This is a genomic window from Moorena sp., from assembly GCF_982860115.1.
Genome location: NZ_CEYLVT010000041.1, coordinates 22,200 through 42,061, shown reverse-complemented (window position 1 = coordinate 42,061; position 19,862 = coordinate 22,200). Strand labels below are relative to the sequence as shown.

At 44.7% G+C, this 19,862-nt stretch carries 18 protein-coding genes and 2 tRNA genes; 12 read left to right on the top strand and 8 right to left on the bottom strand.

What is annotated here, in order from left to right:
• Positions 1 to 67 precede the first annotated feature (67 nt).
• From AC4II3_RS09820 to trmL, 3 genes are all read left to right on the top strand, one after another.
• Entirely contained in the window at positions 68 to 889 is an 822-nt protein-coding gene (locus AC4II3_RS09820; protein ID WP_488016958.1) for a histone deacetylase family protein, read from the top strand.
• A gap of 134 nt (positions 890 to 1,023) precedes the next feature.
• On the top strand, positions 1,024 to 2,175 hold the full coding sequence (gene gshA, locus AC4II3_RS09815) for a glutamate--cysteine ligase (protein WP_488016957.1): 1,152 nt from the start codon (positions 1,024 to 1,026) through the stop codon (positions 2,173 to 2,175).
• A gap of 765 nt (positions 2,176 to 2,940) precedes the next feature.
• Positions 2,941 to 3,402 (top strand): tRNA (uridine(34)/cytosine(34)/5-carboxymethylaminomethyluridine(34)-2'-O)-methyltransferase TrmL, encoded by a 462-nt coding sequence (trmL, locus tag AC4II3_RS09810; RefSeq protein ID WP_488016955.1) that lies wholly within the window; start codon positions 2,941 to 2,943, stop codon positions 3,400 to 3,402.
• Between the two features lie 788 nt (positions 3,403 to 4,190).
• Here trmL and AC4II3_RS09805 read toward each other — a convergent pair.
• The gene (locus AC4II3_RS09805; RefSeq protein ID WP_488007348.1) at positions 4,191 to 4,409 is read right to left on the bottom strand and encodes a hypothetical protein; all 219 of its coding nucleotides are present in this window, start codon (positions 4,407 to 4,409) and stop codon (positions 4,191 to 4,193) included.
• 394 nt (positions 4,410 to 4,803) lie between these two features.
• Between AC4II3_RS09805 and AC4II3_RS09800 the strand changes: the two genes are divergently transcribed.
• A complete protein-coding gene (locus AC4II3_RS09800; protein WP_488007350.1) occupies positions 4,804 to 7,170 on the top strand; it encodes a peptidoglycan DD-metalloendopeptidase family protein in 2,367 nt (788 codons plus the stop codon).
• Positions 7,171 to 7,524: 354 nt separating this feature from the next.
• Positions 7,525 to 7,597, top strand: a tRNA-Met gene (locus AC4II3_RS09795).
• A 29-nt stretch (positions 7,598 to 7,626) separates the two neighbouring features.
• Here the strand turns inward: AC4II3_RS09795 and pyrE are convergent.
• Positions 7,627 to 8,238, bottom strand: coding sequence for an orotate phosphoribosyltransferase (gene pyrE / locus AC4II3_RS09790; protein ID WP_488007352.1), 612 nt, complete (start codon positions 8,236 to 8,238; stop codon positions 7,627 to 7,629).
• A 58-nt stretch (positions 8,239 to 8,296) separates the two neighbouring features.
• On the opposite strand from pyrE, the gene AC4II3_RS09785 reads away from it, so the two are divergent.
• Positions 8,297 to 8,764, top strand: coding sequence for a hypothetical protein (locus AC4II3_RS09785; RefSeq protein WP_488007354.1), 468 nt, complete (start codon positions 8,297 to 8,299; stop codon positions 8,762 to 8,764).
• A 68-nt stretch (positions 8,765 to 8,832) separates the two neighbouring features.
• Here the strand turns inward: AC4II3_RS09785 and AC4II3_RS09780 are convergent.
• Positions 8,833 to 8,905, bottom strand: a tRNA-Ile gene (locus AC4II3_RS09780).
• Between the two features lie 166 nt (positions 8,906 to 9,071).
• Between AC4II3_RS09780 and AC4II3_RS09775 the strand changes: the two genes are divergently transcribed.
• From AC4II3_RS09775 to AC4II3_RS09755, 5 genes are all read left to right on the top strand, one after another.
• A complete protein-coding gene (locus tag AC4II3_RS09775; protein ID WP_488007356.1) occupies positions 9,072 to 9,794 on the top strand; it encodes a hypothetical protein in 723 nt (240 codons plus the stop codon).
• A gap of 46 nt (positions 9,795 to 9,840) precedes the next feature.
• Positions 9,841 to 9,984: a hypothetical protein gene (locus AC4II3_RS09770; protein WP_488007358.1), complete on the top strand. Its 144-nt coding sequence runs from the start codon at positions 9,841 to 9,843 to the stop codon at positions 9,982 to 9,984.
• Between the two features lie 177 nt (positions 9,985 to 10,161).
• Positions 10,162 to 11,631: a hemolysin family protein gene (locus AC4II3_RS09765; RefSeq protein WP_488007360.1), complete on the top strand. Its 1,470-nt coding sequence runs from the start codon at positions 10,162 to 10,164 to the stop codon at positions 11,629 to 11,631.
• A 49-nt stretch (positions 11,632 to 11,680) separates the two neighbouring features.
• Positions 11,681 to 12,367 (top strand): lecithin retinol acyltransferase family protein, encoded by a 687-nt coding sequence (locus AC4II3_RS09760; protein WP_488007362.1) that lies wholly within the window; start codon positions 11,681 to 11,683, stop codon positions 12,365 to 12,367.
• A 302-nt stretch (positions 12,368 to 12,669) separates the two neighbouring features.
• Positions 12,670 to 13,089, top strand: a complete 420-nt coding sequence (locus AC4II3_RS09755) for a hypothetical protein (RefSeq protein WP_488007363.1) — start codon at positions 12,670 to 12,672, stop codon at positions 13,087 to 13,089.
• A gap of 102 nt (positions 13,090 to 13,191) precedes the next feature.
• Here AC4II3_RS09755 and trpD read toward each other — a convergent pair whose 3' ends face one another.
• Both trpD and ispF read right to left on the bottom strand, forming a co-directional pair.
• Positions 13,192 to 14,232: an anthranilate phosphoribosyltransferase gene (gene trpD, locus AC4II3_RS09750; protein WP_488007365.1), complete on the bottom strand. Its 1,041-nt coding sequence runs from the start codon at positions 14,230 to 14,232 to the stop codon at positions 13,192 to 13,194.
• Between the two features lie 66 nt (positions 14,233 to 14,298).
• Positions 14,299 to 14,778, bottom strand: a complete 480-nt coding sequence (gene ispF / locus AC4II3_RS09745; RefSeq protein ID WP_488007367.1) for a 2-C-methyl-D-erythritol 2,4-cyclodiphosphate synthase — start codon at positions 14,776 to 14,778, stop codon at positions 14,299 to 14,301.
• Positions 14,779 to 15,126: 348 nt separating this feature from the next.
• Here ispF and AC4II3_RS09740 point away from each other — a divergent pair, with 348 nt between their 5' ends.
• Positions 15,127 to 15,636 (top strand): hypothetical protein, encoded by a 510-nt coding sequence (locus AC4II3_RS09740; protein ID WP_488007369.1) that lies wholly within the window; start codon positions 15,127 to 15,129, stop codon positions 15,634 to 15,636.
• A gap of 250 nt (positions 15,637 to 15,886) precedes the next feature.
• On the opposite strand, the gene AC4II3_RS09735 is transcribed toward AC4II3_RS09740, so the two are convergent.
• The 3 genes from AC4II3_RS09735 to AC4II3_RS09725 all read right to left on the bottom strand — a co-directional run.
• On the bottom strand, positions 15,887 to 17,401 hold the full coding sequence (locus tag AC4II3_RS09735; protein ID WP_488007371.1) for a glycosyltransferase family 39 protein: 1,515 nt from the start codon (positions 17,399 to 17,401) through the stop codon (positions 15,887 to 15,889).
• Between the two features lie 28 nt (positions 17,402 to 17,429).
• Complete coding sequence (locus AC4II3_RS09730; protein ID WP_488007373.1) at positions 17,430 to 18,983, bottom strand: glycosyltransferase family 39 protein; 1,554 nt, start codon at positions 18,981 to 18,983, stop codon at positions 17,430 to 17,432.
• A 235-nt stretch (positions 18,984 to 19,218) separates the two neighbouring features.
• A partial coding sequence (locus AC4II3_RS09725; RefSeq protein ID WP_490722810.1) for a metal-dependent hydrolase occupies positions 19,219 to 19,862 on the bottom strand: 644 nt, incomplete at its 5' end.

The following is a 19,862-nucleotide window of genomic DNA, read 5'->3' as shown; positions in this document are numbered from 1 at the left end:
CACGTACGGTTTTGGAGACGAGTCGCAGAGGTGACTCTGCGGCTTAGTTTAATAACTCTACCAACTACTGCTACAAGAAGGTATTGCCACTCCTAAACAATTCCACACTCCAGACCGTCCCCCACTCGATTGGCTCCACCTGGTTCACACCCCTGACTATGTTCAAGCTTACTATGAAGGTACTCTTGACCCGAAAGCTGTGCGACGCATTGGCTTACCCTGGAGTCCAGCGTTAGTAAAGCGAACTTGTACTGCCGTAGGTGGCACGATTCTCACCGCTAAACTCGCCCTGAGTAAAGGGTTAGCCTGCAATACTGCTGGTGGTACCCATCATGCTTTTCCCAATTATGGCTCAGGGTTTTGTATCTTTAATGATTTAGCGATCGCATCCCGTGTCCTGCAACAACTGGGACTAGTTCAGAAAATTTTAATTGTTGACCTAGATGTCCACCAAGGAGACGGTACCGCCTTTATCTTCCAAAACGACCATAGTGTCTTCACCTTTTCCATGCACTGTGAAGTCAATTTCCCTAGCAAGAAACAAAAAAGTGACTTAGACGTTCCTTTACCAGAGGGAATGGATGATGATGCCTATCTACAAACCTTAGCCAAGTATCTTCCGGACTTACTCTCAGGATTCAAACCCAATTTAGTCCTCTACGATGCTGGAGTTGACCCCCATGTAGAAGACCGCTTGGGCAAATTAGCCCTGACCGACACAGGAATTTACCGTCGGGATATGCAAGTGTTGAGTACCTGTGTAGCAGCGGGCATCCCAGTGGCTAGTGTTATTGGTGGTGGCTACGGTAATGATTTCGATGCCCTGATCTATCGCCACTCTTTACTCTACCGTGCTGCTCTTCAGGTCTATCGCCAGTGTCAGCTTTGATGGCAAACTAAAGAAGGAGGAATTCTTTGGTCGTAATTTATAAGATTGATAGTTACATATAGGTAGATAAATTACCTAGAGCTACGGCCAACGCTACTCCCCACTCCCAATTTACCATTCCCCATAAAAAAACTGTGCTGCTATCCAAAGGCTTTGAAGTAGAAATGTATACCGGCACTCCCGAAGGGGATATTGTCGGTTTTTCCGATCAGATTGTGGCATCCCTCGACGGATTTGTTCGAGAGCCAGATCAGCGCCATGTCGAATATACCACTGCTCCTTTATGTTGCTATGACCGTCTCTTATGTGCCTTAGTGCGTCCTCGACAGCAGCTGCGACAGTATTTAAAAAGCTTGGGTCACTATACACTAATTCCTGGCAGTACCCTGTCCTTAGGTGGAAGCGGACGCTTTTACTGTTCTGACCCCAATAATCCTTACTATTGCTACATTGAGACCACCTACGGCACTAAAGTTGTCACTGCCAGCATCCATATCAATGTGGGCATCTCTGACCCAGAAATCCTGATGAGAGCTTGTCGTCTAGTGCGAATGGAAGCTCCACTATATCTAGCCCTGAGTGCATCTTCCCCGTTTCTGGACGGCAAAACCACTGGCTATCACTCCACCCGTTGGGGAATGTTTCCCAAAACTCCCTGTGATGTTCCTTTATTTGAAAGCCATCGTCACTTTATCCAGTGGACTGAACAGCAACTCGCTGCTGGTACCATGTTCAATGTCCGTCATCTGTGGACCTCTGTGCGCCCCAATGGCAACCGACGCCCCTATGATCTCAACCGCCTAGAGCTGAGAATCTGTGATTTAATGGTCGATCCCATTGCCCTGTTAGCGGTTATGGCACTATTGGAAGCACGCCTGATCCAACTGATTCATGATCCCAGCCTTGACCCCCTGGAGATAAGTACAATACCTGCCAACAACCGTTCAGCTGAATTGATTGCCCTCACCGATGCCAATGAAGTAGCTGCGGCTGAATCCAGTTTGGATGCCCAACTGAGGCATTGGCAGGATGGCAGACTAATTCTGGCACGAGATTGGATTGAGGAACTTTATCAAGAAGTTTGGCCGGTAGCCAAAAAACACGGTTTTAGTTGCTTCCTCTCACCAATTAAGAAAATTCTACGGGAAGGAAACACCGCTTCCCAATGGTTACAACTTCATGCAGTGGGTGTTGATCCTCGCCAAGTGATGATTCAAGCCATTCAATCCATGGCTGAGCAAGAATCGCTACTAGAAGATCAATTGTGCCAGTCCCTGGTACCCTAACTGACTAACAGCTTAGTTATTCAACTACAATTTAATAACTAAACTTGCAACTTTGAGGGTAGGGGGAATCAGGATTCTCCCTACCCTCCAATTAGGATGCCATTTTTTATGAATTTTTTTAAATTTTTTATAGTTTTTGTGAAAAAAACTGCCTCAATTGAATAATTATGTTGCCAAGTGAAATTCTTTGAAATATAAGAATATCTAATATATGGTTGAACAAAAACTAATATAAGAAAAACATATATGATCTATATCACTAGGTAGAGGTGATATAAAATACAGACAAGAATACTGACCTTAGCTATGCCTATAGTACTATAACCTAAGGTCGATATCGAATGCTCCTCAAACCTGAATCCCGGCCAGCTCATTCAAATAAATCTTTTAGGTGCGCTTTCCGACACCAGTTTGTCCACACCCGTTTGCCCACACCCCATACCCAGTAAAGCTTTAAAGCTAGTTGTCACCACTTAAAATACCAATATGCGATCGCTTATTTGTTTTCTAATCAGGGGTTTTATATCATGTCAGGATAATTACCCTGTCTTGATGCAGTCGCTCATGGGGGAAACCCCCAAGACCGCGCTGCATCGCTTAATAAAAACCTCCCGATCTCCCCATCTCCCCATCTCCCCATCTCCCCATCTCCCCATCTCCCGACCCTTCCCACACTCCGCGCGAATTTTGGGTATTCAACCAGACTTGGTATTAGACCCAGATTTGGTATGAATATAGATTAGGGTCAAACGTGTTAAGGGTTTCATGGTAAAAGTTGTCTTAATTAACCCGCAAATTCCACCGAATACCGGCAATATTGCCCGAACTTGCGCCGCCACCACTACTCAATTGCACTTAGTGGGTCCATTGGGTTTTGAAATTAGCGATCGCTACTTGAAACGAGCAGGACTAGATTATTGGCCCTATGTAGATTTTCAATATCATGATTCTGTTGATGCATTTGTCAGCTATCACCAGAAGCAAGAGGGGCGATGGATTGGCTTTACCAAGAGAGGAACATACAACTATATTAAGTTTCAGTTTCAGCCCAAGGACTGGTTATTGTTTGGCTGCGAAACTCAAGGTTTGCCTCCCCATGTCTTAGATGCTTGTCACGCTAAAGTCTATATCCCCATGGCCGAGCCGGGAGTTCGTAGCTTAAATCTCTCCGTCAGTGCTGCCCTTGGCTTATTTGAGGCCAGGCGTCAGTTGGGTTACTTGGAATAGGTTTTTTGTGTGTTAATCATTAGGACTTACGAAGTCTAGTTAGTTTCGCCAGTCCAATTTGTATAATTTGTATAAATTTTATATATAGATTTCTTTTGTATAAATTTACTTGTATAGATTTTTCTTATAGCTTTAGTTGTATTGATTTAGTTGTATCGATTTAGGTTTAAGCCTTAAGTGTTTATTTTTAATAAAACCTTAGTATTTCACTATATCACTCCTTAAATCGGGTGTCAATAGAAATATCGACGGGGACTAAAGTCGTTGTTTCCCTAGTCCTCATCTTGCCGGACTAACATAGAAAAATTAAATGGGGAGCAACAGTCCGCCCCACTGAAAACATACTTATCCCCCTTCAGGGGTTTAAACACCATCAGTAGAGTTCAAATGCGTAATTTCACCTCTACTGATGGTGTGAATAGGAAATGTCTGTATAAATGTGTAATTTTCGTGAAAAACAATCCTTCTCAGTGAATTCCCTAGCTGATCAATCCATCACGATATCTTTATATTGGGTTAAACTCTGTGAAAACGTTTTGTCGGACAAGTCTGTTTTAATCAGGGAAAGACCTCAAAAGCAGGTATCTTTGGGTAGAATCAAGGACTTTCAGCCTAAAGCTGACCGGACACACCTTGGTTGAATGAGTTAGTGTGTGTAAAATTACTCACCAAAAATTCAGCTATCTAGAATACTGAAATTACCGAACACATATAAGAAATTTCTATCATAAAGAGTAGGATTACCGAGAAATTACCGATAGATTTTGCTGATATCAAATGGCGAGTGATCAATATACCAAACCAGCTATCAATAGAGAAAAGGAGGATTTGAAAGATTTTGTGAGCGCACCATCAACTAGCAACCCACCAGGATTAAGATCCCGGTTGATACAGGATTCTACGGTTGTTGTCTTACCCAAAATTCGCGTAGAGTTCATCTGTAACCAGTTAGTTACTTCGAGATTCCCATCGCTGTTTTTATGGCGCTCAAAGAGAATAATCAGCAAATATGCTGGATTTTCTTGGGTTACTGAGGGTGCTTTCCCGGAGCAAGCTTAATTAGCCAGTTACTTTATATGCATATATATGCAGCATATCCAGCCATCCTGAACGGCAGCCGTGGTCAATCCCGACAAGATCTCTGCTATGGGATGTTGTCCACCTAGTGGTCTAAGGATAAGTACCTATCAATGGCTTCAAGGTGTATCTAGCTATTGCTATGAAAGAACAAATTTTTTAGTAGTCATGTGAGCTTGTCTAAATCAAAGAAGCACGGTAATCTTTGCTAAGTCTCCCAAATAGATGTGATTTGGATCACACTTTAGTAGTGAGTCACATCATTGACTGGTAAAAAATAAATCAGGAACTGTTAAGCGCTCGTCAAACACCAGGAGGACTTTTTTGAAAGGAACACTTACTGATAAGGTCAATCATGTTCCGACCTGTGCAGCAGAGTCATCGGATTCGGCATCAAAACTACCTGCAAGTAATCATCCGGTCGGTGCAGCAATTCCCCTTGAGATGAACCGTAAGGCTCGTACCTCAGCAGCCATGATTGGATTGGCGATTTCCATGGGGGCATCTGGCTTACTATTACCTCAACAGGGTGATGAAGCAATGGCATTCGAGCCAGTTGCTCCTGAGCCAAGTGGGACGAATCTACCAGCAGCCGAATTTAAAGTTACCGCTGTTTCAAGCCCCTCATTGCCAAACTCTGGTAAGCAGGGACAAGGGAGTGTGGAATCAAAGCCAGCCTCACCCCCAGAATTTGCGATTCGGCAAAGCCGACCCTACGCGAAGGCGAATTTTAACAAGCTCAAAACCGATGACACTCTCCCAGTAGCGAGGAAGTCTACCATTGGTGAAGTTCAGGGTGCTGATGTCAAAGCCTCATCTAACTCTGAGGGTGTACAGCCAAAACAGTTGCTAGCATCTGCACCAGTCTCAAAATTGGGTAACCTGTCAACGGATGCATCCCACGCTGTTTCCAACAAGACGAATAATCTTTTAAAAGCTAGACAAGACCTAGCCCTCAAGCGCCTCCAAAAACATCGAAACCGTCTGAGCAAAAGTCTGGTTCAGTTGAGGTCTGAGGAGTTTAACAAGTCTTATGAACTGGCATCACGGACCCTTGGTTCTAGCCCACACACTTTACCCCCTGCAGTGCTAAAACCTGAGGGTACAGTAACAGAAACATCCCAGCCCATTGTTACTGTACCTACAACTCCGGCGGCGCTTCCACAGCCAATGCCAAAAGTTGCTGTATCACCAGCCTTAACCCAATCAACTAGATCTGGGTCACTACCAGTGGTGATTCCAGTACCGACTCCAGAAACAACTGTCATATCAGCAGTCAAACCATCAGTTGTCAAGGTCAGTACTCCAAAAATTGCATCGGCTACAACCGAGGTAACGATAGACCAACTCAATGTGCCACAGCCAGTGGTGCTGGGAACTAGGCTGTCATCTACTGGCAACTCTTTTCACCAGGTCAAAGCTGGTGAAACCCTCGATTCTATTGCCCGTAGCTATGGTTTATCCCGCTCAGAGATAGTCTTAGCCAATCAGCTAGATAATCCTCACCTCATTGAAATTAATCAACAGCTGAAAATTCCTCAAGTTGGGAGATTCGATCACCAACAGTCCTCTGTTACCTTCCTATCTAGCAACAGCCTGAAATCTGAACCTTGGAAGCTAGCAATAGGACGACCAAAGGATTTAGAAACAACTATCTCTGTTAAGACTTCTACTAGTCGAGATCAAGTCACATCTGTATCTATAGAGGAAAAACCTAAACTAAAACCGGTAACTGAGACCATTTTGGCTCAATCGACCTCAGACAGTGGTCTGTTAGCTCAGGCTACTTCCTCTGTTGAAAATCAGCCTCTAGAGTCTATTAACTCTCAGCGCAACTCCTATGTTGAAAAATTAAGGGCTGATATTCTCAAGATGCGAGAAGAAATCCGGGAGAATAAAACCAGCCCAGAGGAAAGCAAGCCAATCAACCTAGGAGTTACTACTAACGAGGGAGTTGCTGATCCCTCAGATAAGGAGTCTAAATCTGTCGAGATCACTCCCCAGTTCAATCCTGAGAATAATCAAGCAACCGGTACGAAAGAGTGGCAATTATTACCGCAGCCACCGACAGCTCCACAGGCTCCTATTGCTATTCCAAGACCTCAGCCACCTCAGAAAACTAGACGCAGTTCTATTGCCATTCCTGTGCCTCCACCTGAGGTATCACAACGGAGAAGAATAGCTGTAGCTCCTGCCCCACCGGAACGATTTAACCCAATGATCCGCATACCGGTAGGAAAACCTGTTTCGCCAGGAGTGCCACCTCTGTCTAAACCAGATATGTACTTGCCAGATAGCCCTACCCGCTTTAACGGATATATCTGGCCAAGTAATGGTGTGATTACCTCAGGTTATGGTCGGCGTTGGGGACGGATGCACAAGGGCATTGATATTGCAGCTCCCATTGGGACACCAATTATGGCAGCAGCCCCTGGTGTTGTAGTCAGTGCTGGTTGGAATTCAGGTGGCTACGGTAAATTGGTGGAAATCAAGCATCCTGATGGTAGTCTGACCCTTTATGCCCACAACAGCCGAATTTTTGTGCGTCGTGGACAACAGGTTGGCCAAGGTCAACGAATTGCCGCTATGGGTAGCACGGGTTATAGCACTGGTCCTCACTTACACTTTGAGGTTCATCCCAGAGGTCGGGGAGCTGCCAATCCAATGGCCTATTTGCCTAGAAAACGGTAATAGTGTGATTTCAAGGGAAGTATCCCAATCTGGCAAAATTAATAGGTCGAATGAGGAGACAGAGGTCAAGGGTAAGGTGAGCAACAGGTAACTTTCCTACTCTTCCTCACCTTCTCTGACAATAGTTATGATCACCCTTAGCCCCTTGAGCTAAAGGGTTAGTGGACAGAAAGTCTAAGTCTGAAGCAGGAGTTAACTTTCCTATTTTTCTTCTACCTTGTCCCTATACCCCTGTAGCTGTGCCGTTCGATGGGTGGGCACGCAGTATGTCAACTCAACTTTTGCTCAAGGAATAAAAATTATTAGAGAAATTCTTCGCATTGATATGTTATAGTACATAAGGGTTAAAAAAAAGGCTCAGTAGCTCAGTGGTTAGAGCAAGGGACTCATAAGCCCGAGGTCGCAGGTTCAAATCCCGCCTGAGCCATACCTAATAAGTTAGTCAACATTAGCTAGTCAACTGGATTGATCAAGAGAACCCTGGTAGTGTTCTCGGATTTCGTTAATGGAAAACAGAGCTTGAAACATTAGCCCAGCTGACTCATAAAGCTCGGCTCCACCTTGCAGCCGGTCAACCAGGGCTATTACCAGCTCTACCTGGTAACCAGCTTCCTTAAGGCGGTTCACGGCTTTCATGGCTGATTGCCCAGTAGTCACCACATCTTCTAATACCACTACTTTGGCTCCTGTGGGCAAAGAAGGCCCTTCAATGTATGCCCTGGTTCCATGACCTTTTGGCTGTTTGCGGATAATTAGACCAGGGATAGGGCGGTTTTCTAAGGCAGAAACAATGCTAACCGCACTGACGATCGGATCTGCACCCAGAGTTAAGCCAGCAACAGCTTGAGTATCAGCAGGTAGCATTGAGAATAGCAAACGTCCTATTGCCAATGCTCCTTGAGCATGAAGGCTAACCTGTTTACCATTGATGTAATAAGAGCTACGCTGCCCCGACGAAAGCACAAAATCACCCTCTTGGTAAGCCAGTTGACAAAACAAATCGAGGAGAAAAGGTCGCAGGAGAGGTAAATCTTTTGGGGTGGATAGAGCTTGAAATTGGTTGTTCATGAAACTTACTTTCGAGTACTTTACCGGTAATATCGGATACTATTGAGGAAAACTACGGGTGATTGCGATGCAAATGCGTTGGGAAAAGCTGTTTAGCGTTGTAGTTATAGCAGCTACTGCTAGTCTAGGAGCAGGTGTTGCCATAGCAGAAACTAATTCGGAGGACTTGGAGCTAATTCCTCTAGTAACCTTACCTGAAGCTTTTGAAAACGCTTTTTTTAATGACTCTGGGGACTTTTTCGAAAACAAGAGCATCAAGAGTCAAATCGATACAATTTTCGGTTCTGGATGGCCACCTGCGTTTCCAGAACTGGCACTTGAGCGGGATGCTCAGCGTGTTAGTAATCTTTATCGAGATGTACTAGAGCAGCAAGTTTCCAGTGGCCCTGTGATTCGTACTCTGGATTTACCAAACCCCTACAATACTTCCCTACGGTTGCTAGAGCAATCGAGTGATATCCCAATCCAAGTGGAAAACCAAGAATTTTTCTTGGCACCGCAGCCTATACCACAGCTGCGCAGATGACTATGGGCGATATCAGTATGGGCGATATCAGTATGGGGTGATAGTAGTAGCTGACCGCAAGTGTTCAATCCAGGGTGCAGGAGTTGAACCTGCCTAGGGCAAATTATGAGTTTGCTGCCTCAACCGCTCGGCCAACCCTGGGTTATTCCTTTCTATTATGGTAGCCTGAATCAGGTTATTGCAACACCACTAACTAGAAATTCCCGATTTATCCAATAATTCACAGAACATAAGATAATCTAGCTGTATAGCAGGACTATAATACAGCACGAAACCAGCGGTAATTCGGAATAACGTTAATCACCCTATGAAATTCAACACAACTGTAGCGCTAACCATAGTTCTACTGACAATGATGTTAGGTGCAGGTGTCGTGAGTGCCTTTTGGGGATTCTCTCTCGGTCACGAAGCCCTCAAAGGAGTTACTCAACCGGATACTAACCCTAAGAAAAAGTTGACAGGAAATAAGGGCTCGTCTTCTGGGAAAGAAGGGGTCTTGATTGTGAGCGAGAAGGATATCTTGGTTAACGTTCACGCCCACATACACAATAAGGGTAAAAATCCTCCGGCTAAGAAAAACAGCCAGACAACTAAGCAAATTAGTTGGTCTAAGCCCGCTCAGAAGGAGTCGTCGTCTGATGTATTGACTCAAGAGGCATCCTTCACTCGGAAAAACCCTAAGCTAAATTTACCGGTTAAAAGTCAGGATAAGGGAGTCACCCTAGCGGTAAATTCTGCCAGTGTGCAGGAGGGTTCTTTAATGTTGGATGTCAGCTTGAAGAATCAGAGTTCTAATCCAGTCAGGTTTCTGTACAGCTTTTTGAATGTTACCGATGATCGCGGTCGTGCCCTAAGCGCAATTACGGAAGGCTTACCAGGAGAATTACCGGCTAATGGCAAGGAATTTTCTGGAACAGTTAGCATACCGACAGCTTTACTAGAGAACTCCGAGAAGCTTTCCCTGACACTGACCGATTATCCGGATCAAAAACTACAGTTGAAAATGTCTCAGATTCCTGTAGTTAGATAAGGAAGCAGGTCGAGGCAATGGTTGTTAATGATAAAACCTTGACGCTATGCTAAAAGCCTATGTTGAGAGCAAGCAACTAAGCCAGTTTCGCCAGCCAGTTTCAAAAATTCCCTTGACTGGCACTCCTGAACTAGCTCAAGGAAATGCTAGTCATACAACAGGTGCGACCCATGGCGAATTTAATTCTTAATGGTAAGAGCGCACCTATGAAAACCCGATAATACAACTGATAAGTTTTTGATGGTAACCGATAACTCCATACCAAGCTGCCCTAGGTCTAGGAAGACACATCACAAGGCAACCGTAACCAGCAAAAAATGAAAATTATTTGCTTTTACCTTTCACCTTTTCTATGGTTGCCAACCTGATGGTTCTTCTAACAGTGGATGCTTCTATTAGCCTCTCTGAGGGAGAGGTTTTGCTGGGATTGTTATCAGTGCTACTGCTGATAGCCATCAATGCTTTTTTTGTTACGGCTGAGTTTTCCATGGTGGCGGTGCGGCGATCGCGGATTAGCCAATTAGTAGATGCGGGTGACGTGCAAGCAAAGACGGTTCAGGCTTTGCAACAGAGCATTGACCGATTACTATCTACAACTCAGTTAGGGATTACCCTCTCGAGCCTTGCTCTGGGATGGATTGGGGAGACTACCATGGCAACTTTGGTAGCAGCTGGGATAGCCAAGCTACCACTACCGCGAGCTCTAACTCCAGTTATTACCCATTCCCTAGCAATCCTGGTGGCATTTTTCGTGATTGCGTATCTACAAATTGTTTTGGGGGAACTTTGCCCCAAATCCCTGGCTTTACTTTACTCAGAACAACTAGCACGGTTTCTGGGGCCACCCAGTCTGGTAATTGCCAGGTTTTTCAATCCTTTTATCCAGATTTTGAACCAATCTACCCGCTGGCTCCTGAGGCTGGTGGGTGTTCAATATTCTGGTCAAGGTTGGTATAGCCGTGTAACACCGGAAGAGTTGCAGCTGATTATTACCACTGAACGGGAGTCTATTGGACTGGAAGCAGAAGAGAGAAAGCTACTGAAAAATGTGTTTGAGTTTGGGGAGGTAACAGCCGCAGAGGTAATGGTTCCCCGCACCAGTCTTGTGGCTATTTCCTATGCAGCAAGCTTCCAAATATTGTTAGAGGAAGTTGCCAATACTAGTCACTCTCGCTATCCTGTGATTGGGGCATCCCTAGATGACGTTCGTGGCATTATCGACTTCAAAAAATTGGCTAAACCTTTATCTAAAGGGAAGCTAGGACTTCAGACACCGATTAAATCGTGGATTTGTCCAGCTAAGTTTGTCCCAGAAACTACCCCATTGAGTGAATTACTGCCGATGATGCAGCGATCGCATTTGGCAATGGTGATGGTGGTGGATGAGTTTGGAGGTACTGCTGGATTAGTCACCCTCAAGGATTTAATTGCTGAAATTATTGGTGATGGACCTGAATCTGAGATAACCGAGGAGTTGACTGTACAAATTCTGGACGAGTATACCTTCCTGGTGCAAGCTCAGATGAATATGGAAGAAGTCAACGAACTTTTGGATTTAAACCTACCTGTAATTGATGACTATCACACTTTAGGCGGTTTTTTGCTCGACAAGTTTCAAAAAATTCCTGTACCCGGTGAAACCTTAAATTATGACAATCTAGAATTGACCGTTGTGTCTGCTTCTGGAGCGCGCCTAAACCAAATTCGCATACGCCGCCAGCAGCCACAAGGCAAGAAGTCTGTACCTGTTTCCGATTCTGAACCTGTTTCCGATTCTGATCAAATGCCGATAATTCCTAGCAAGGATGATGTTTCCTTTGACAATGGAGGGCTATAGTTTTGATAAACTTTAGTTGATTAGTGCTGGATAAAACCAATAGAAAAGAATGGCGCGAGGAGATCAAATTTACGTATTCCAAAAGTTTCTTAACCTTGAAGGGGTTTACCAACATCATGGTATTGATTGTGGAGACGGTAGTGTAATCCACTACCGCAAAAATACTGAAACAATTGAACGTACTTCTATGGCTACCTTTGCTCTAGGTGAGACAAAAATTTATGTCAGGCAGTACTCAGTTTGTTTAATTCCAGATGTCGTGATTCGTAGAGCAGAAAGTCGATTAGGGGAAAGGCAATATAACCTAATTTTTAATAACTGTGAACACTTTGCTAATTGGTGCAAGACTGGCAAAAGTGAGAGCCAGCAAGTCAAGGATTTTATTCCGGTAATTAGTAATACGAATATCGATGGTTTGTACGAAGCTATAAAACAAGCACTTCAGGGAGCAAACCAAGACGATACAACTCAGTTACTTAATCAAGCATTATCTGATCTTAGGGTAGTTTGGGATGAGATTCAACCTAAGTATAAACAGGAACTTAAAGAAATCAATGTCTGGCAGCAAGTGGCAATTCAAGCTCTTAAAAACAATAGAGAAGACTTAGCCCGTGCGGCTTTGATTCGGAAGCGCAACTATGAGAAAAGTGCCACGGACAAGAAAGCTAAACTAGACCAGTTAGCGAAGATGACGGAAACATTGATTCGCAACCGCATGAACTGGCAACAAACTTAGTGGGTTGGTCAAGTCATCAGAAAACGACTTTGAGCGGTTAGCTATCAGCTATCAGCTATCAGCTATCAGCTATCAGCCATCAGCCATCAGCTATCAGCTTATGAGCTATGGGCAAGCTACACCGAACAGCTTTTGAATAAAAGCTTTTGAATAAAACAGGTAAGCATTCATTTAATCTCTATTACGGAAAGCTGACTGCTGACCACTGACTGCTGAATGCTTACAAATCTAGGACGAGGTACTTCAAGCAATTCAGAACTGCTATATAGTCTTAGTATAGTTGTAAAGATCCAAAAAACTGAATGGAACGTGGTTTACTATGGTTACCTTTGCTAGCAGCATTTTGCTGGCTTGCCTGGTCAGGTTGGAACGAATACCAAAAGATTGAAGCTTATCGCCGCTGGGCTGAACAGTTTGAACGGGCAAAGTATGATATCTATGCGGTGCTTGGTCAGAACGGCAGTGACCTGACTTGGGGTAAACCCACGAGAAAGGAACCAGTAAATCTAGAAACCTTTTCCCTCAAAGAGGTTAAATCAATTAACTTGGTGGTTGATAATCAAGTTGTTGACTTAGAGCAACCACCCCATAAAGGTCGTGCGATCGCATTAGAATTTCAATTCCTCAAACCCATAGATCCAGTCAAAGTTCCCTTTACAGAAATTCCTTTGGCAGTGAAGTGGGGAAAATATCTTCAGTCATTTACGCTTAGCGCTGGGTGAAGGGAATAGGGAATAGGGAACTTCGGATCTCCAAATTGGCTAGCACAATCTTCCATTAATCCCAGGTTACCCTTACGAGTTAGACCTGGGGCTTGTAGTCAGTCAAGCTAAAAAATCCACCAACTGCTCTAACTTCAACCAAGGAGCACCGCTAGCCATAACATCCTTTGCCATAGCAATCCCTGCTGTGTGGTCTTCGACAGGTATAATACCCGCGACTTGAAGGGCTAATGAGGCATTTAACGCCACCACATCCTGCTGGGCTGGTGTTCCTTTGCCTTGCAAAACATTCCGTAAAATTGCGCCATTTTCCGCTACATCACCCCCTCGTAGGGACTCAGTAGGGGCAGGAGTTAGACCGAGATGTTCTGGATTCAGACTCAAAAGTCGCACCTCACCCCCCGATAGCAGTGCCAAGTCAGTTTCATCGGCTAATCCCGCCTCATCTAATTTTTCCCTACCATGGAGAACTATTGCGTTGGCAGTACCCATCAAACGCAAGGATTGCGCTACAGTCTCTACAAAGTTGGGAGCATAAACACCGATTACCTGACCGGTGGGACGCAGGGGATTTACCAATGGTCCTAACAAGTTAAATACTGTCCGTACCTTTAGGGTTTGCCGTAATGGTGCCACTGCTTTCATGGCTGGATGCCAACCCCGAGCAAACAGAAAGGTTACCCCTACCTCATCCAGGGCTGCCTGAATTTTGTCCGGTGCTGCTGATAAATTTACTCCTAGGGCTTCGAGCACATCAGCTGAACCTACCTTACTAGAGGCAGAACGATTACCATGCTTAGCTACCAACACTCCAGCCGCCGCCACTACAAAGGCTACTGCGGTAGAGATATTAAACGTAGACGCGCCATCCCCACCGGTACCACAGGTATCAATAACCGGTTGGTTGTGTTCAATGGTTGTCTTCTGCAACGACTGGGATTGTAGCACCTGAGCCATCCCTGCCAATTCTGTAGCGGACACGCCTTTAGCCTGGATAGCTGCTAAAAGTGCGCCAGATAACACAGTGGGAATTTCTTCATTCAACCATCCCTGCATCAGTTGTGATGCCTGGTCACTGGATAACGATTGCCCATCCAACAACTGTTGCAACAAACTGGGCCAGTTAGAAGAGGTTTGAACCATTATTATAGAAGCAGAGTCTTTTATCTCGAAATGCGATCGCATTCACTATTGAATCACTATTTCCGATCAATCTCCCACTAACAACGCTACAGCATAAGCAGCAATTCCCTCTTCACGTCCCACCGGACCTAACTTTTCATTAGTGGTTGCCTTAATGCCAATTTGGTCAGGCTCCAGCTCTAGCACTACACTTAAGCGATCGCGCATGGTCTTAATATGAGGCTTAAGCTTAGGACGCTCCGCCACCACCACCGAATCAATATTGCCAATCCGCCAGCCATGGGATTGGATCAACTGATTCACCTGACTCAACAATACCAAACTATCCGCACCCGCCCATTTTTGGTCAGTTGGGGGGAAATAATGACCAATATCGCCCAAACTCAAGGCTCCCAGCATGGCGTCCATGATGGCGTGAGTCAGGACATCGGCATCACTGTGACCGACTAATCCCAATTCATGAGGAATGTCTACACCTCCGATAATCAGAGGGCGACCTTTGCCCAATTTATGGATATCGTAACCGTTGCCAATCCGAATAGTCATTTTTAGCACTGAATCCCACGTTAACAGAGCAAGCGATCGAATTTTACCTGCTATCTAAGGCTGCTGCCAAATTCTGTAAATTAGTGAGAATATACCGAGGTTTTTAGTCTGGTTTATCTATATAGCAATCCTAAATCATTTGTAAAATTAGCAAAATCGGTAATCTTTGCTGGGCAAGGGTTATAGCGTTTGCTTTTGCCAATATATTTCACGAATCATTTAGAACTACTATATCTTTTCGTCCTCTTAATATTAAGTTTTATTTCGAGATAGGAAATTTATGGAACCTACAGTGTATTTACGGATATCTATAGAACAAATATCCCAAATATATTACGAGGTTCAACAATGAAAAAAATCGGTTCTACTACTCTACTCATGTTCGCTACACTCTCGGGACTTCTGTTGTTTCCTTCTGAAGTGAAAGCGGATGAGATCAGATACTGTTACAGTGTCCCTCGTTACTACGTTGAGCAGGATGCAGCTAACCACCGTGAAGCTTACGATGATGGTTATCAGGAGGGGCGACGTGATGCTAGGAGGGGTATAGCTTATGAAGAGCGCACCGCAGGGGGCGAGTTTAGTCGTGGCTATCGTCATGGATATTACGGTCGCCGCTACAGAGGTCAACGACGTCAGGTTCCAGACCGCCGTAAGTACTACAACACCAGGGAGTGTCGTACCTACAACTATAACGATAAGGAGAATATGAAAGATGTTTTGGGCAGGATTTTGCACCAATTTGAAAGGGATCTGCGTTGGGATATGAACTGGAACAACAATCCTCAACGGTACGAGGAAAGCTACGACGAGCGAAGCCGAGACAGAAACTCTCAAATCTATGGATATCCAAGATAGTTGTGGCTCTCTAGCATATGACTATGGTGCTGCTACTACCTTTTGAAAGCTTTGGGGAGTTGGTAGTGGTAAACAATTCGTGATTTTAGCTTCCGTTATCTTTACCAGACCGTAGCAAAACCACTATATCTTTACCATTACCGATTCTAATTGGATGAAATTGCGATTGGCCGTAGGCCACGCTACGCGATCGCTAAAAATCGGCAATAACTACTTTTAGGCTAACTTTAATACACAACTGCGGCGAAGTCTACTCGTCAGAGGTTTGATCAGCAGAACGTGGTTTAAGCAGAAAGATTTCTATTCCATCAATCGGTTTCTCTCGGGTTTTAATCTGAAATTGCTCTTTAACAACAGACCGAAATAGCTTCGACGACTTAACGTAAACTAGCCATAAACGAGATTGGGTTGAGGGTAAACTGCTAACCCAACCTTCTATCGCTTGCTGATCGTTTTTTCTAACCGATGGCGGGAGTACATCCTTAATCTCAATAGTCCCAGAGCCATGATAGTAATGATTCAATGCCACAGGTATTCTCTGACCAATGGACCAAACAATCACATCACCCGGTTGTTCTTTGGTCGCAATGGTTTCCACTAAACCACGCCAATTTTCTCGATCCAGCACGGTATAGTAACGCTTTAGCCCACCACCAACAGCAATGGCATAGATCAGGGCTATCACCAACGCACCAATCCGCCATCGATACCAAATGCCAATCCCAGCGGCTGCTAAAAGAATAAATAGGTATGGGGCTGCTAACAGTAGGTAACGATTTACCCAAAGAGAGCGAGAGACTTGGGACACTGAAAATAAAAGAACTAAGGGTAAAAACGCCCAAGCTGCAATCCAACCCAGCTTAGCTGAGCGTGGTTTGTTGAATAGCACAACACCTAGCAAGCAGGTCAACATGACAGAGTAGGCATTGTAAAACCAGTAGATAGCATTGGCATTGGCTCGACCAAAGGGCCAAGCTGTCAAGCGACCTGGCTGCATGATCACATCCAGTACACCAGGACTAGTGCGTCCACCGAGATCAGGAACTGATGTACCGGGTACTTTTACACCTCCCATAAATTTGGCGCTCTTAGTTACTAGCGGAAACACCCATGGCAGCCATAAAATACCAATCAGTAACAGTCCTACCCCGAAACGGAACAAAACACGAGGTTGATTCCGATACTTCCAGCCAAACACAACTATGTCTGGGAGCAGCAGCGCTACGTTAAGGGGTGTGGTTAGAATTCCCAAGAATCGCAGAGCAGCCCATCCCAATAGTAAGGGAGTAGTTGGACGTTCTAGGGCGTGGGTTAAGATCAGTGTGCCAGCAACACCAAAGAATGTACTCGGTGCGTACATCCGAACTTCTTGGGCATGATGGATAAACAGGGGTGAGAGGGCAACGATTAGGGCAGCAATTAAGCCAGTGGACTCTCCCATTAAGCGCCGACCAAGCCGATAGGTAACAAAAACAGTACCAATACTAAACACAACGCACAATCCCCGCAGCCAAGTATCACTACTGCTAACTATCATCCAGACCCGTAAAAAGATCTGATAGAGGGGGCGTGTACTATTAAAGACTTGCTCTAGGTGCTTGGCACGATGAATACTAATGAGTTCATCCACCCATAGGCTTTCTGTACCAAGTTGATAGAGGTATAATCCAGTCGCTAATAGTAAGATTAAGGTAATGGGAATCCATTGTTTGAACCAATTTCCTCGCTCTAGGAGCGCTGCTGTTTTGTGGTTGTTGGCGTTCATGCTACCTCAATAATCAAAGCCCTAGAGCTTAGACCGATGTTGATTCGTTGTTAGTATCAGTAGAATTGGTAGAATTGGGTATGACCAGAAATAGATGCATTAAATCATTTTGTCTATAAAAGTTCTCGTTAGTAAATTCTGCGTGTGTTTCCAGGTTAAAATTTTCTTTGAAAACAGTGCGAAACTTTTCTTCGTCAAAACCTGTGCCGCAAACTAGCCAGAGCCGGGAGGGAATAGGTGGCAAGTTATTTAGTGCTTCCTCTACGTCAGGCTTTTTGACTCGATCAGAAGGACAAAGTTTCTTGAGGGAATAGATCGGGGCATCTCCACTATAGTAATGACTCAGCGCTGAGGTCATTTTTGGCGAACCTATGGATAAGACGATGGTATCACCAGGTTTTTCATTCATGCTAATTGTTTGCGCTACATTTCGCCAATCCTGGCGATCCTGCACGGTGTAGTAACGTACTAACCCACTGCTAACGGTAATGGCATAGATAATTGCTACTGCGATCGCAAAAATCCGTTTCCAACGCCACAATCCCATCAAGCCAGCGGCCAGAATAATCAAAATGTATGGGCATAAAAACAGTATGTAACGGTCTATCCATAATCGTTTAGAAACTAAAAAAATCATCCCTGACGGTATAAACGCCCAAGCAGCAATCCAACACAGACGTGGTTTGTGGTTTTTGTGGATGATGGCAATACCGACCAAGCCAGCTAATAGTAGACTGTAGGCTTGATAAAACAAGCTACTTACCTTTGATGTGGAAGGAAACGGAAAGGCAGTAAAGTTCTTTAACTTACGTAAAACATCCACAAAACTCGGAAATGAGTGTCGAGTAGCCGATGAATCAATTTTGGCGATGGGATTAATGGCATTGCTTAGGAAGGGCAGGGTTCCAGATACTAGAGAGAACAAAGATGGTAACCACAACAGGATCACCAGCAACAGCCATTTGCCGAAAGCTAATAATGTATGGCGTTGCTTGCGAAACCGAAACCATACCAACCAGATGTCTGCGAAGAGCAGGGTGGCATTGAGTGGGGCAGTTAGGTTTACCAACAGTCGTAGGCTAGCCCACCAAGCCATGGAGGTGGTAGTAGGATTCTCAAGAGCATGCACTAGCGCTAGGGTACCACCTAGACCGAGACAAGTACCTAGGGTGTACATACGAACCATTTGGGCAAAATTGATGAACAGCGGCGATAGAGCCAAGACGAGGGCAGCAATCAAGCCCGTTGCCTTTCCCGCTACACGACGACCAAGCTGGTAAGTTAGAAATACACTGCCCAATCCAAACAAGACAGACAACCCCCGCAACCAAGCATCGCTGGTGCCAAAGTGCATCCAAAGCCACAGGAGAATGAAATACACTGGGCGGATTAGACCCAGATGGCCTGGTAAGCGTTTGGCATCATTAACACTGTAGAGTTCATCCACCCACAGGCTCTCTGTGCCGAGTTGATAGAGGTACAACCCAGCCGCCAATAGCAAAATTAAGGCGATGGGAATCGATTCCCAAAGCCAATCTGCTTGGATTGAGGTTTCTGTTGAATTAAGTTTTTCTGCTTTCATGCACCTGACCAACCTTATCTACAATCAGTATTAAGAACCACCGTGATCAGACCAGGGTTGATCATGGCTCGGAAAAGATGGTTGATCGCCATCAACATAGAACAATGAAACTTTTGCCAAAGTAAATTGGGACACACGCTCATATTACTTATTGGTCTTGTTTTAGACATTTATGCAAAAGATCTATAATTCTTTCCATCACCTGATCACCTGATCACCCCATCAGCCTTGCCCTCTATCTTCCCAATGGTTTTCTGGTATCAGTTTTACCAAACCCATACCATGCAAGTCCTACCAAGGGTGTAAGTACTACGATTTCCCAAAGTATTCCCAAGACGTTGGTAATACTTAGTATGGTGCGCACCATACCCAATTCTGGATTAAAATAATCAAATCGGGCAAAGATGGTAATGGGTGAAATAAAATACTCTAGGGAAAAAGGCCAGAGTGCCTGGACTCCAAAAGGTGCTGTTGGGTCAGCTACTAGCATATCCAAAAGGATATGGCTGCCATAAACTAGAGCTACCCAAATTCCCCACCGGAGCGGATTTAACCTCCAACGTCCCACTAGCCAAGCAACGAAGATGCCAATTACGGCGGCTACTATCAAGCTGTGGGTGGCCTGACGGTGAAAAGCTGCTGGATTTCCCAACAGCAGCAATCCAGGCAGAATGTCTATGTCTGGCAAATTCGTGAGCAATAGTGAACCATACAACAGCCGAGTTTGCTGATGCCAAGCTATATGAGGGCGTGCCAGAACAAATCCACAAATACCGGCTAATGTGTGTCCTACTGGTGATGGCATTGGATTAATTGATATTTGGTAATTGATATTTGGTAATTGATATTTGGTAATTGATATTTGGTAATTGATATTTG

Excerpts from the sequence above, each read along its gene's own strand:
- trmL (WP_488016955.1), top strand. The coding sequence starts at position 2,941 with ATGGTAAAAGTTGTCTTAATTAACCCGCAAATTCCACCGAATACCGGC.
- pyrE (WP_488007352.1), bottom strand. The coding sequence starts at position 8,238 with ATGAACAACCAATTTCAAGCTCTATCCACCCCAAAAGATTTACCTCTC.
- AC4II3_RS09775 (WP_488007356.1), top strand. The coding sequence starts at position 9,072 with ATGAAATTCAACACAACTGTAGCGCTAACCATAGTTCTACTGACAATG.
- AC4II3_RS09770 (WP_488007358.1), top strand. The coding sequence starts at position 9,841 with ATGCTAAAAGCCTATGTTGAGAGCAAGCAACTAAGCCAGTTTCGCCAG.
- AC4II3_RS09765 (WP_488007360.1), top strand. The coding sequence starts at position 10,162 with ATGGTTCTTCTAACAGTGGATGCTTCTATTAGCCTCTCTGAGGGAGAG.
- AC4II3_RS09760 (WP_488007362.1), top strand. The coding sequence starts at position 11,681 with ATGGCGCGAGGAGATCAAATTTACGTATTCCAAAAGTTTCTTAACCTT.
- AC4II3_RS09755 (WP_488007363.1), top strand. The coding sequence starts at position 12,670 with ATGGAACGTGGTTTACTATGGTTACCTTTGCTAGCAGCATTTTGCTGG.
- trpD (WP_488007365.1), bottom strand. The coding sequence starts at position 14,232 with ATGGTTCAAACCTCTTCTAACTGGCCCAGTTTGTTGCAACAGTTGTTG.
- ispF (WP_488007367.1), bottom strand. The coding sequence starts at position 14,778 with ATGACTATTCGGATTGGCAACGGTTACGATATCCATAAATTGGGCAAA.
- AC4II3_RS09740 (WP_488007369.1), top strand. The coding sequence starts at position 15,127 with ATGAAAAAAATCGGTTCTACTACTCTACTCATGTTCGCTACACTCTCG.
- AC4II3_RS09735 (WP_488007371.1), bottom strand. The coding sequence starts at position 17,401 with ATGAACGCCAACAACCACAAAACAGCAGCGCTCCTAGAGCGAGGAAAT.
- AC4II3_RS09730 (WP_488007373.1), bottom strand. The coding sequence starts at position 18,983 with ATGAAAGCAGAAAAACTTAATTCAACAGAAACCTCAATCCAAGCAGAT.